Raw genomic sequence first — 12,771 nt, forward strand, 5'->3', positions numbered from 1 at the left:
CATGACGGGACTGACACTCGATCCCGACGCCCGTTCGACCGCCACCCGCGCGCTCGTCGCCCTCGTCCTCGCGCTCGCGGTCGCCGGTGCGACGGTCGCACCGGTGACAGCGGCAGCGACGGCCCAAGACGGCAACGGGGAGATCGGTATCGAGCGGACCAACGACTACCTCGAGGTCTCCCTCTCGGAGTTCGGCGACGACCGGCCCGAGGAGGTGACCCTCGAGGTCACCGCGGGCAACGAGAGCGCCTCGACGACCGGGAACAGCAGCGACGGCTCGGCCGAGGTGGCGATCGCCGAACTGGCCGACGGGATCGGCCACGAGTCGCTGCGCGAGGCGGAGGTGACGGTCACGGCCGGCGATCAGACGGCGAACGAGACCCTCGACCTGCGTACGGTCGCGCTCGCGAACGACGTTCCGGTTCGGATCGACGGCGGCGACGAACCGCAGCTCGTGCTCCCGCTCGATCAACGCGACACGGTCGGGATCACGGAAAGCGACACGGTCACGGTCTCCGCGGGCGGTTCCGAGACCGAGGCCGACGTCCGAGCGAACGGCACGCAACTCGCGATCGACCAATCGTGGCTCGTCGGCGCGGTGGACCCCGGCGATGAAATCGACCTCGAGGCGTCCGTTGGCGACTGGGAACCGACGGAGCGAACCCTCGAGCCGGAACTCCGCGATATCGATACCGACCTCGTGCTCTGGCACCCGCTGGTCGAGACCGGCAGTCAGTACGACGTTGCGGCCGAGGACGACGGCGGGAACCGGTACGTGAACAACAGCATCGCTCCCGCTCGCCCCGGCGAGATCGACCTGCCATCGCTCTCGAGCGCGACCGACGTGAGCGTCAGCCTGTCGGCCGCGGACGGAGGCAACGCCTTCCTCGAGGACGAAACCCTCTCGCTCGCGGAACCGGCTCCGCTCTCCGCGACCGTCGTCGGTGACGGCTCGACGGTCGCGTTCGAGGAGAGCGTCGACGGACTCACGGTCTCGACCGTCATCGTCAACGAGAGCGATGGGTCTCTCGAGCAGTTCGCGCTCGAGAACGGGACGGTCGAGAACGGCGAACTCGGCCTCGACGGGACGACGGTGACGGCAGACGACGAACTCCTGGTGGCGACCGATGCGGGACTCGCGAGAGTGACGCTCAGTGCCCCTGAATCCGGTACCAACAGCGATTCCGCGGGCGCAGGCGGGCCACTCTCGCTACTGATCGACATCGGCAAGCTACTCACCCCACTGCTGATTCCGGGTCTCTTCGGACTCGCCGTCGGGTACGGTGCCTACCGGTTCCGCGACGAATGGAGCCGAGAACGGCTCAAACTGACCGGCCTCATCGCCGTCGGACCGGCGCTGGCGATCGCGATCATACTCGTCGTCTTCCTCACCGGAGAGTTGACGTCCACGGCATTGTCGTCCTTCGACAAGACCATCGGTTTGCTACCCGTCGAAGTCGCGCCGTGGCCGCACGTTATCTCCGGTTTTGGCGTCCTCCTCGGCGCGGCGCTGGCACCGGTGACCTACTACTTCCTCGGCGTTCCGGCCGGTGCCGACCGCCCGACCGGATTCACCGTCGATGTCTCCGTAACCGACGGGGAGCAGTCGCTGGGCGGCCGAACGGAGGTCTATTACCGGCGGGCGAACGTCGACGACCCGGAGACCGAGAGCACGATGATCTCGAGCGGCGAGGGACGGGTCACGGTGCCGGATCGCGGCCCGTGGGAGGTCGTCGCGAAACACGACTCACACAGCTCCGATGTCGCCGACGTGACCAAGCGGAGTTCGAGCGCGACGCTTACCGTCTCATTCCCGGCAACGATCACGCTCGTCGACCGCGACGACGGCGAGCCGATCTCCGGTGCGACGATCACGCGCGACGACGGGGCCACCGACACGACGAACGCGTCCGGCCGCGTCTCGCTCGAGCCCGGCGACGACGGCTCGAGCGTCGAGGTGGAGATCACTCACGAGAAGTACGAGACCCGGACGGAGACGGTCTCGTTCACCCAGAACGGAGACCGAACGGTCAAGCTCGCGCCCCGGACCGGACGCGTGCGGCTGGTCTCCCGCGTCGACGGCGTTCGGACGCCGTCGATGGCGCTCCAACTGAGTCCGCGGGAGAAGGTGCTCGACGATCGGTACGGAACCGTCAGCATGACGACCGACCGCGACGGGGTCGCCACCCGCGACGGGCTCCTGATCGGACAGTACCGGGCCGCGATCGGTGCTCCGGAGAGACGCGAAAACCTGTTCGAGGGCGGGAAAACCGTCCTGACGGTGCGCGAAGACCGGTCGACGAAAGTCGAGGTCGACGCCCGCTTTACGTGGTCCCTGTCTTCGAGCCACCGGGACCGGATCGATCAGCTCCGACGCGAGGTCCGTGCCCTGTCCGACCACAGCGGGCGGGATACGACCATCCCGCGGTACTACGGCTCGGTCGTGACCGCGATCCTCGAGACGGTCGAATCACTGCCCGACGCGGGCCATCGCTTCGCCCACAGCGAGGCGGAGCCCGACGCCGTCGCGGACGCGCTGCTTTCCGCCGCCGAGGCGGCGATCGACGCGATCAACGACGCGATGACGACCAAGCGGAACGTCGACCTCTTCGCGGCCTGCGCGGACATGCCCGATCCCGGCGTCGGCTGGGACGGCGAGTGCGACCTCGAGACGGTCCTCGAGTGGCTCGAGGCCGACGCGATGAGCCGACGAAACACGCTCAAAGACCGGTACGAGAACGTCACGGCGCAGGTAGAGACCGAGCGCGAATCGGTCTCGGAGGCCGCACCCGCCGAGGAGATGCTGCGCCGCGCCTGGGAACTGGGCAGCGACGCCGGTCGCGGTGACGAGGCGATCGTCACCATCTACACCGCCCTGCTGTTGCTCGACGCGGTCGAGGCCGTGTTCGAGCGCGATCCCCTCCGCGACAGACTCTCACGGACGGTGTTCTAAGCCATGCCCACACGATCTACCCGACGGTCGATGCTACTCGCGGCGATACTCGTCGTCGCGACGGTCGCGACGGTACCCCTCTTCGGAGGGACCGCCGCCGCACAGGAGGAGAGCGCGAACGACTACTTCGAGACGTTCCGCGGGATGGAGGGGACCGAGGCCTACCAGGAGTACGACGAACTCGAGACGGTCCGAACCTTCGCCGTGTCCCAGACGCAGGTGACCGGCGACCTCTCCGCCGACGAGCGCGCGGAGTTCGCGGCCGTCGCCGGCACCCTGCGGGCGTTCGACCGCGCTTACGTCCGCGCCGAAGACGGCGAGTACGAGGCGAGTCTCGCCGCCGCCGAGAACGTCAGCGAACATATCGACGACCTCGAGCAGTACGACCAGACGCAGGCGACGCTCGCCGGACTCGCGCTGACGCGGTTCTACGAGCGACTCGGCGACGGGCTCTACGAGGAGGCCGACGCCGTGAACCGAACGCCCGACCGGATCGAGCGCCTCGAGATGACCGCGACCGCCTACGAGCGGGCGGACATGCCCGACGAGGCGGCTCAGTTCCGAGTGCAGGCCGAGCAGTTGACCGCCGAGTACGAGCGCGACCGCGAGACCATCGCGACCGCGCGCAACGCGACGGCGACCTTCGTCGAAGACTGCACCGATTGCGCGGACGTCCAGGCGGCCATCAGCGCAAACGGCCTCGAGACGTTCGCGGCCTACGGGGAGGCACGAGCGACCGAAAGCCAGATTCGGGACGCCAGCGACCGCGCGGCGACCCACGGACTCACCGATCGAGAGGACGAACTGACCGCGATGGCCGACGACGTGACCGAGACCCGAACGACGCTCGCGATCGCCTCGAGCGCGGTGCTGGTCGGCTACGGGGTCGCCGTCGGACTGTTGGGAACGATCATCGTCGGACGGCTCTTCCTCTGGCGACGGACCTACGAGGCGTCGAGAGTCGGCTCGGTCGTCGCAGTGGGTGATAGCGATGTCTGAGCGCAAACGAGTGCTGTTCGTCGCGTTCGTTCTCGCGATAGGCCTGACGATGGCGGCCGTCCCGGGGGCGATGGCACAGAGCAGTGTCACCGTCACCGCTGACAGAGGGTCGGTCGAACTGGGGACCGAGACGGAGACGCACTCGGTCACAGTCGAGAACAGGGGGAACGACTCCGTCTCGATCGATATCTCGTCGCCATCGGGTATCGACGTCGACCCGGATCAGCGAAGCGTTCCGGGGCAGTCGAGCCGAACGATCGACCTTGATATCAGCGGCGACGACGATGCGAGCGGCGGGACGGTCACCGTCAGCGCCGGCGGCGGCTCGGACAGCTTTCAGGTCGACCGCCTCCCGATCCCCGGCCTCGAGGACGAACCCCTCGACACCGGTGACGTACTCGTCGGCGGGAGCGCGTCCGGCGAGGTCGATATCGAGGAACTCACCGGCGAAGGGGGGTTGAGTTACGCCAGTGCAACCGTCGTCAGCACCGATCCGGACGCCGATCTGGGCGTCAGCACGAGCGGCGGCACGCTGAACTGGAACGTCTATGCCGACAGCGGCGTCGACCAGCACGAGGACCTCGAGTGGGAGGTAGAGCTCAGGGCGAACGGCGACTCCAGAACGACCCGAACCGTCGACGTCGAGGGCCGCGTGATCTACCCCGCCGAGTTCGGCGAGGTCACCCTCGACGACGAGATGACGTTCGACGAACCCCGCGGCTCGTCCTCGACGATCACGAAGACGGTCGATCTCGATGTCGAGAACACCGGCGACCTCGAGTTGGATCTCGACGGCGTGACGGCCTACGCATCAAACGGCGGGCTCGACGTCTCGGTCGCGGACAGCCCGGACACGATCGACGGACAGTCCACCGAGACGGTCGAGTTGGCGGTGACGGCGGATACCACGCTCTCGGAAGGGACCTACGACGTGACCGGGTCGGCCAGCGCGGCGGATTACAGCGTCAGTGACGCGAGCTACGAGGGCACCGTCGACATCGAGCACGGAACGGAACTCGACGTTCCCAGCCGGATCGACCTCGGGGACGTGCCGATCGGCGAACCCGAGCGGCGGTCGACGACCGTCGGTGAATCGCTCGGCTATAACAACGTCGACAACCTCGAGGTTTCGCTCGAGGACGGGCCGGACAGGTGGCTCACCGTCGAGGAGTCCCCGTCGCGGCTCGCCGCCGGCGACGACCGGCCGGTCGTCTTCGGGATGGCCTTCGAACCCGATGCCGAGGTGGGGACGAGCTACGAGTGGACGTACGTCGTCGACGGCGACGGCGTCGAGGAAGAGACCGTGACGGTCACGGCCTCGCCGGTCCCGCTCGATCTCGGGCCGATCCGGTCCGAGGTGTCGTCCTACGACGGGACGGTCGCCGATCGCACCGTCTCGATGATCAACACGATGGACGAGCGGTCCCGATCCGGCGACGTGTCGGGCGACGATATCACCCGAGTGCTGTCCTACGGGAGCGCCGCCTCGCTCTACCTCGAATCGATGGAGGCCGCCCGCGAGCGACAGGCCGCCGGGGAGTACGAGTCCGCCCAGCGGGAGATCGTCCAGGCCGCGGCCGCCTACAACACGATGACCCTCTACGCGAACGAACTCGAGGGCGACGCCTTCGAAGACGACAGTTCGGCGGTGATTTCGACCGCTGAGAGCGACCTCGATGCGGCGATCGCCGAACAGGAGGCCTACTACGAGGAGCGCCTCGAGTCCGAGAACGTCTCGCTGATCGAGGAGGCGACGGTCCAGCGCCAGCTCGCCCGGGTCGCGCTGTTGCAGGGCGACGACGAGCGGGCGGCGACGCTCGAGTCGGACGCCGAATCGGCCTTCCAGAGCTACACGGAGTCCGTCTCGGAGGGCGAGCGGGCCCGTCAGCGGGCCGACGAGACGTGGGCCGCGATGGAGACGGAGCAGTTCGTCACGATCGCCGGGCAGCCGCTGTTCCTGAACCCGGCCGAGTACGACGCGTACGCCGAGCGCGTCGACGAGATGGACACCGCCTACGAGAACGCGACGGCGACGTTCGAGGAGGCCGGCGAGACGAGCCGAGCCGAGGCGGTGACGGCGGAGTACGAGCAGCGGACCGCCGCGCTGCAGGTGACCCGCTGGTCGCTGTTCGGCGCGGTCGCGGTGTACGCGGCGCTCGTCATCGGGATCGTCTTCCGGACCGCACGCGGGATGTACTGGTATCTCCGTGACGCGCGGGAGTCAGTCAGCGGCGACTTCCTCGTATAAAATTCCGCCTCCGGCCTGCCGGCCGGTGACTGCGATCCGTCTCGACGACCGAACCGACGTTACTCGAGGCGGAACGGCGTCGACAGCGACGACGGAACGCTCCGAGTTGACGACTCGTTTTCGACGCGCTCGATCGACCAACGCTCGCGGTGGGCGTCGGTCCAGTCCGCCTCGTCCGCGACCGACGGGCCGGCTGCGCGAACGGCGTGTTCGCGCTCGGCGTCGTCGACCGCGAACCGGACCGTCGCGTCGAACGACGGGTCCGAGACGCCGGGTTCGATATCGACGAAGTGCTCGATTCGATCGCCGGGCTCGAGGCGCTCGCGGCGCGCTTCCGAGTAGAACAGTTCATTGATCGGCTCGCCGCTCGCCGACACCGCGACGTCCGACAGCGGCCGGTCGCCCTCGTTCTCGAAGACGAGCACGACGGTCCCGTACTCGCCGGCGACCTGCGTCTCCGGGCCGATCGCGATCCGGAACCGGTCGTCGTCATCGGCGGAGCCGGCCGCAATCGACGAGACCGTCGCGACGATATCGATCCGGCGGTCGGTGCCGTCCCCGTCGGTGACTTCCAGCACTCCTTCAATAGCGTCCGCGTCACCGTCTACGTCCGCCGCGTCCCAGCGCTCGGGGCCGGCGGTCGCGGTCGTCGACTCGCCGGCGGCGAGGCGCGCCTCGAGCGGGACCGCGCGGCCGGCGATCTCGAGCCCGCGAACCCGACGGGGCCGGTCGTCGCGGTTCTCGAGGTCGGCGACGACGGTCCCGTCGGTCGGATCGACGGTGGCCCGAACGGCGACGCCGCCCTCGCCGGCAGCGATCGTGCGTTCGGAAAGCCGCTCGCGAACGTCTCCGTTGACCGTGATCGATGCCGACGGCAGGGTGGCGCTCTCGCCCGAGAGGACCGCCACCGATCGCTCGAGGGTCGTCCGCTCGCCGCCCGCGAGCCGACCGATATCGACGGTCGAATCGCCAATATCGACGGCAACGGTCGCCGCCGAGTCGCCCTCGTTCTCGAGGTCGATTCGGTCCCGGACCGCGTGCCCGACCGGTGCCCGCTCCTCGTCCGGCCGCCGCGTCGCGACGATGAGAGAGTCGCCGGCGGTATCGTCGCCGGTCGCAGATTCGGCTGGGTCGGGGCTGGGACTCTCTTCGCCGTTGGCTTCGGGTCCGCCAGCGGCCGTTTCAGTGCGTTCCTCGATGCTGTCAGCCGACTCCGTCTCGTCCCCGCTCGTCGGCTCGGTTCCGACCGCCGACCCGTCTGAAGTACCGCCGTCGCCGACCGAATCGTCGGCGGTCGCGGACGGCGTGGCGGCCGACTCGGATTGGGCGGACCGAGCAGATCGGGACGATCGGGACCGGCTCGCGCCGCCGAGTCCCGACGAACTAGAGAGCGTCCCCGGACCACCGCCGGAGAGCCGGACCCGTTCGTCGACGTCGAGCGACTCGAGGCCGATCCGGGCGGTGCCGTCCTCGAACCGGGGCACGACGAGCAGCAGGTCATCGCCCTCGACGGTTACCTCGGTCCGAACCCGGCCCGCTCCCGGGAGTTCGATCACGAGCCGGTCGACGACGGGCACCGTGCCGTCGATCTCGACGGTCGCACGGATCGCGTCCTCGTCGGGTTCGACATCGATGGTCGGGATCGGCGGCAGCGTACACGTCGGGGCGTACTCCCGGCGGCGCTCGCCGCGGGCGACCTCGAGGCCGACCGACACCCGCCGGTCGGGTTCGTACGGCCGCGTGACGGTCCCCGTCCACGTCTCGCCGGGCTCAAGGGCGTCTGTGCCCGCGTCCGTCTCGCGGAGCCGAACGTCCTCGAGCGCCACGCCGCCGACGTTCTCGACGGCGACCGCGAGTTCGGCGACGCCGTGATCGATCGTTGTCGCCTCGAGATCGGTTTCGACGGCTATCCCGCCGCTCGCGGCGTCGTCCAGTTCGATCGCCGCCCGCTCGACGACTGAATCGTCGACGGCGAGTTCGACTTCCGTCTCGCCTTCGGCCCTGACCGATTCGACCGGGAAGTCCACGAGCGTCGTCTCGCCCGCCTCGATCGCTGCGGTCCGTTCGTCCGGCGAGAGCGTCGCCCCGTCGACGGCGGCGGTCAGTGAGACGCGACGCTTTCGGTCGGTGACGTTGGTCACCTCGACGTCGATCGTGCCGCCGACGCCGACGCTGTCGGTCGCGACGGCGAGCCGGAGCCGGTCGCGGCTGTGCGTGTGGATCGACACCGTCCCGTCCCGGATCGCACAGACGAGCGACCCGTCGGCCGTCGCGTAGCCGTCGCCGCTCGAGAGGCCCGAAACCGAGGCCGTCGCGCCCGCGGGGTCGACCGCGCGGATGCCGTCCGCCGTGGTTACCAGCACCAAGGAATCGCCGACCGGCGCGACGTGTTTGGCCGCGAGTTCCGTCTGCCAGCGCGACTGGCCGGTCTCGAGGTCGGCCGAGACGAGCCGATCGTTCTGCAGGGCGGCGACGATCGCGTCGTCACACCGCCCCAGACTCCGCACCACGGCCTCGAGGTTCCGGTCGAAGGCGACCTCGCCGTCGGGATCGATCCGGGTCAGGAACGACCACGTCGCGATCACGAAGCCGGAGGGCGTGCCGAGCAAGCCGTCGTCGGCCGGACCGCCCGGCCGCGTGCGCTCGATATCGAACTGCTCGCGACCGGTCGCGATATCGACGGCGCGAAGCCGATCCGGCCCGAGCACGCCGACGAGCCCCGTCTCGGGGACGGCGGCGATCGCGTGTGCGTCCCCGACCGGCTGCTGTCGGATCCGGTCGCCGTCCCGCGAGTAGGTCGTCAGCGTCTCCGCCGAGAGGACGAGCACGCGATCGGCCAGCGCGAGGTCGACGACCCGCTCGCCGTGGTCGATCTCGAGGCTGTCCCCGCCAGTGGCCACGACGACGCGGTCGTCGGCCCCGAGCGCGATCGCCCCGTCGCCGACGCCGACGGCGTCGACGCGGCCGCTCTCGAAGGAGCCGACCTGCCGGTAGCCGTCACTCATCGCCCTCACCTCCGCTCGAGCCGGCGTCTTCGTCCGCCTCGTCGGGCTCCGAGATATCGATCTCGGCCATGTCCGAACTCGAGTCGTCCGTCGTTGCCGACCCCGAGGGCGGTTCGTCCGACGGCGTCGCGGTTCCGTCCGTCGGAGCCCCCTCCGCCGGCGTCGCGGCCCCGGCTGACGGGGCCGAATCGCCGCCGAGCAACTGGCCGAGCGAGGCTGGCTCCGAGCCGAGGCCCATTCCCAGCCGGTCGGCCTGCTCTTCAACGTAGCGTTTGAGTTCGGGGTAGCCCTCGAGGTCGTCGATCTGGGTCCGCACGCTCGCGACGTACTGGCGGATCGTCTTCGGCTCGGTCGCCTCGAGGCGCTCGAGGAAGTAGTCGGTGTCCGGTTCGATTGGCTCGCGATCGGGGAGGTGGACGCTCTCGACGAGTTCGCGCTGGAGGTCGCTTCCGAGGACGCGATCGGCGATTTCGGCCGGGGTGTACCCCTTCGATTCGGCCCCGATGCGCTCGTAGTCGACCGCCGTCGTGCCAGTCATCGACGAGAGGTGCTTGCGCCAGACCTCGGCCATGACCGTCTCGTCGGGCTGGGGAATGAACTGCTGGATCGGGAACCGACGGGTCGCCGCCGGGTCGATGGTAAACGGCATGTTCGTCGCCCCGATCACGAGCAGGTTGTCCTCGATCTCGTTCATCTCCTGGAGGAAGGCGTTAGTCAGCGACCGCTCGTGGCGCTGCAGGGAGTCGTCGCCGCGGTCCGGAATGAGGGTGTCGACCTCGTCGAAGAAGAGGACCGCGAAGCCGTCCTGTGCGATCCCGTGGGCCTTCTCGAAGATCGCCTCGACGCGTTTCTCCGACTCCCCCGAGTACTTCGAGAGCACGTCGCTGCCCTTGATCTCGAGGAACTTGACCTCGCCGTAGCTCTCCTCGATGCGGGAGTTGAACTTCGCCTCGTAGGCGATCGCCTCCGAGATGAGCGTCTTCCCACAGCCCGGCGGCCCGTACAACAGCATGCTGTTGCCCCGCGAGGCGAACTCGTCGCCGTAGCGGTCGATGACCTCGTCGCGAACGTCCGGATCGAACAGCGCGAGCAGGTTCTCCGCGGTCCGCTTGACCTCCGGGAGCCCGGCGACGTCCTCCTCGAAGCTGACGGTCGGCTTCTTCGGTTCGAGCGAGACCTGTACCTCCTCGTCGTTGCCGGCCCCCTCCTCGCCGGCCCCGCCGGGACCGGGGCCGCCGCGACTCGCCGCGTTTCTGGTCGCGCGAAGCTCCCGAAGTTCCCCGGCGTCGATGAACTCGAGGTCGGTGTTCGGCGTGACCCGCAGCGTCGCGTAGTCGGTCGGCTCCATCGCCGCGACTTCGAAGGTCGCCAACTCGTCGCCTTTCGGGACGACCTCTTCCATCGGGTGGAGCAGGTAGTCGTTCTCCCGGAGGAACGGCTCGAGGTCGTCTGGGACGATCTCGCTGGTGTGGATCTTCGCCGTGGAACACTCCACGACATCGCGTTTCGACACGTCCGAATCGACCAGGAAGTCCTTGCCCCGGTCGATACCACCGAACACGGTTTCGACGTTCTGGTGCATCCGGACCTTGTTCCCAATCCCATCGATGATCGAGTCGTCGACCGGTTCGACGTAGAAAAAGGCCCGCCTGTCGTTGTGGCGAATCTCGACGGTATTGGTGTTCGGTCCGACCTTCTTCGCTCCGATCTTGATCCGGGACGTCGGCTGATCTCGCTTCAGTATTGGCGTCAGGTTATGCATTGTCGTCACTCCGTAGCTGCGTCGTCGCGTCCTCGATCGTCGATAACAGTTCGTCCTGCCGGTGGTCCGCCCGGTCGCGGACGTACCGGGTGTCGGCGTCGGCCCGGCGAACGACCAGCGAGAGCGTCTCGAGCATCCGGGCGATCGCCTCGCAGCCGGTCGCGAGCGGCCCGTCGACATCGCCGGCCTGCACCCGACGGACGATCCGCTCGAAGTCCTCGCGGACACCCTCGAGTCGCTCAAGTAAGGTCTCGATGAGCGGTCGCCAGTTGCGCGCGTACGGCGCGGTCGCAGACAGCGGGACGATCACCCTCGAGTCGACGGTCTCGAGGCGATCCGCGGCCGCGACGCGGTCGGCGACCGCCGGCGAGAGGTCCCCGATCGGCGTCGACCCGCGCTCGTACCCGGTCTCGAGGACCAGTCGAACGAGATCGTCCCGGTCTGCCGGACTCTCTCCCGACCCCGTTGCCGTTCGACCGGAGCCGCCGTCGGGCAGGCAGTCACGGCCCGCTCGATCGCTGGTCTCGGTTTCGATCTCAGTCTCGAGTCGCGGCGGGAACGGTGCCCCGGCGCGAAGTAGTTCGGCGAGGTCAACGAGGGCGGCCATCGCGGTGTCGACCCACAGCGCGGGTTCCGACCCCGAGAAGGTCCGCACGGAGAGGAGTCGCTCCCCCTGTTCGTCGACCCGACGAACCCCCTGCAGCAACGAGTCTGCGCGCATCCTACGACATCCCGAGTTCGCTGGCCTCGGTTTCGGGGTCGGTCTCCTCGACCTCCTCGCCGGCCGTCTGCTGTGCGGTTTCGCCGAGCGAGCCGATATCGCTGAGGATGTCGTCGGCCATCGAGTCCAGTTCGTGGTCCGCCGTATTCTCTAGCTCCTCTTCGAAGCCGCCCACGCCGGCGAGTTGGGTCGTCAGCTCCCCCATGTTGTCGACGATGTTCATCGCCTCGTCGGGGAACGTCTGCTTCTTGAGCGCTTGGGTCCGGACCTGTTCGCGCTTGTTTCCGAGCGTCATCTTGGCCGACTCCAGCATCTCGATGTTGTCGGCCAGCCTGTCGGCACCGCTCTCGACCTTCTCGGCCAAGTTCTCCTGATCGGCCTCCTTCATCTTCTTGTGGTAGATCAGCTTCCGCTTGAGCTGCGTGAACCGCTCTCGCTCCTCTTCCGGAAGCGTCGACGGATCCTTCGGGACGCCCGCGCCGGTGCCGAGGCTCTTCAGTTCCTGTGCGGTCTCTTCGAGGTGTTCGTCGATCTTCCCCGAGCTCTGGTCGATGTCGGCCATCCGGTTCTCGAGTTTCTCCTTTGCGCTGTCGACCCGGTCGATCGTCTCGGAGATCTTCTCGACGCAGGCGTCGATCGCGGCCGCCCAGTTCAGGATCATCCGACCGTTTATCTCCTCGGGGTTGTCGCTGGGGTTGCGAAGCATCACGACCTGTCCGCCCTGCAGGTCCAGGATGTCCTCGTCGGCGAGGAATTCGAGAAGCGCCTCGGCCTGCTGTTCGCTCGTGACGATGTCGCCATCCTCGTCGCTTGCCGAGGCGAGCGTTTCGATCGCTCGCCGGCGGTCGATCCGTCCGTTCCCCTCCTTGAGTTCCATCGATCCCAGCAGGTCGGTCTTGATGATCGCCCGGATGGCCCGCTCCCACTCCCCTTCGATGTCGTCGCCCTCGATCCAGCGGGCGTCGAGGCGAACCGGGTCGTCGGTCTGGTTGACTGGGTCGGCGATCACGAACTCCCGTCCGTCGCTTTCGATGCGTTCGAATTCGTACTTTTGTGGCATTGTGTCTCTGTTGTGGTTGCGTC

Annotated in this window: 7 protein-coding genes; 3 read left to right on the plus strand and 4 right to left on the minus strand. The window is 68.2% G+C overall.

Annotated elements, in window-relative coordinates; translation table 11 throughout:
* Position 1 precedes the first annotated feature (1 nt).
* The 3 genes from C489_RS13280 to C489_RS13290 are packed head-to-tail and all read left to right on the plus strand — an operon-like array spanning position 2 to position 6,200.
* Entirely contained in the window at positions 2-2,953 is a 2,952-nt protein-coding gene (locus C489_RS13280) for a hypothetical protein (RefSeq protein ID WP_006431810.1), read from the plus strand.
* A gap of 3 nt (positions 2,954-2,956) precedes the next feature.
* Positions 2,957-3,952, plus strand: a complete 996-nt coding sequence (locus C489_RS13285; protein ID WP_049890859.1) for a hypothetical protein — start codon at positions 2,957-2,959, stop codon at positions 3,950-3,952.
* Complete coding sequence (locus C489_RS13290; RefSeq protein WP_006431812.1) at positions 3,945-6,200, plus strand: COG1361 family protein; 2,256 nt, start codon at positions 3,945-3,947, stop codon at positions 6,198-6,200. Before C489_RS13285 ends, C489_RS13290 begins: the two co-directional genes overlap by 8 nt.
* A 59-nt stretch (positions 6,201-6,259) precedes the next feature.
* Here C489_RS13290 and C489_RS13295 read toward each other — a convergent pair whose 3' ends face one another.
* Genes C489_RS13295 through C489_RS13310 form a run of 4 tightly spaced genes read right to left on the minus strand, consistent with a single transcriptional unit; the run spans position 6,260 to position 12,748 of the window.
* Positions 6,260-9,205, minus strand: coding sequence for a hypothetical protein (locus C489_RS13295; protein ID WP_006431813.1), 2,946 nt, complete (start codon positions 9,203-9,205; stop codon positions 6,260-6,262).
* The gene (locus C489_RS13300; RefSeq protein ID WP_006431814.1) at positions 9,198-10,967 is read right to left on the minus strand and encodes an ATP-binding protein; all 1,770 of its coding nucleotides are present in this window, start codon (positions 10,965-10,967) and stop codon (positions 9,198-9,200) included. The genes C489_RS13295 and C489_RS13300 overlap by 8 nt, the downstream gene beginning before the upstream one ends.
* Positions 10,960-11,688, minus strand: a complete 729-nt coding sequence (locus tag C489_RS13305) for a hypothetical protein (RefSeq protein ID WP_006431815.1) — start codon at positions 11,686-11,688, stop codon at positions 10,960-10,962. Before C489_RS13305 ends, C489_RS13300 begins: the two co-directional genes overlap by 8 nt.
* A gap of 1 nt (position 11,689) precedes the next feature.
* Positions 11,690-12,748, minus strand: a complete 1,059-nt coding sequence (locus C489_RS13310) for a hypothetical protein (RefSeq protein ID WP_006431816.1) — start codon at positions 12,746-12,748, stop codon at positions 11,690-11,692.
* Positions 12,749-12,771: the final 23 nt, after the last annotated feature.

Origin of the sequence: Natrinema versiforme JCM 10478 (assembly GCF_000337195.1) — an archaeon.
GTDB classification, from domain to species: Archaea; Halobacteriota; Halobacteria; order Halobacteriales; family Natrialbaceae; genus Natrinema; species Natrinema versiforme.

Excerpts from the sequence above, each read along its gene's own strand:
- C489_RS13285 (WP_049890859.1), top strand. The coding sequence starts at position 2,957 with ATGCCCACACGATCTACCCGACGGTCGATGCTACTCGCGGCGATACTC.
- C489_RS13280 (WP_006431810.1), top strand. The coding sequence starts at position 2 with ATGACGGGACTGACACTCGATCCCGACGCCCGTTCGACCGCCACCCGC.
- C489_RS13305 (WP_006431815.1), bottom strand. The coding sequence starts at position 11,688 with ATGCGCGCAGACTCGTTGCTGCAGGGGGTTCGTCGGGTCGACGAACAG.
- C489_RS13310 (WP_006431816.1), bottom strand. The coding sequence starts at position 12,748 with ATGCCACAAAAGTACGAATTCGAACGCATCGAAAGCGACGGACGGGAG.
- C489_RS13290 (WP_006431812.1), top strand. The coding sequence starts at position 3,945 with ATGTCTGAGCGCAAACGAGTGCTGTTCGTCGCGTTCGTTCTCGCGATA.
- C489_RS13300 (WP_006431814.1), bottom strand. The coding sequence starts at position 10,967 with ATGCATAACCTGACGCCAATACTGAAGCGAGATCAGCCGACGTCCCGG.
- C489_RS13295 (WP_006431813.1), bottom strand. The coding sequence starts at position 9,205 with ATGAGTGACGGCTACCGGCAGGTCGGCTCCTTCGAGAGCGGCCGCGTC.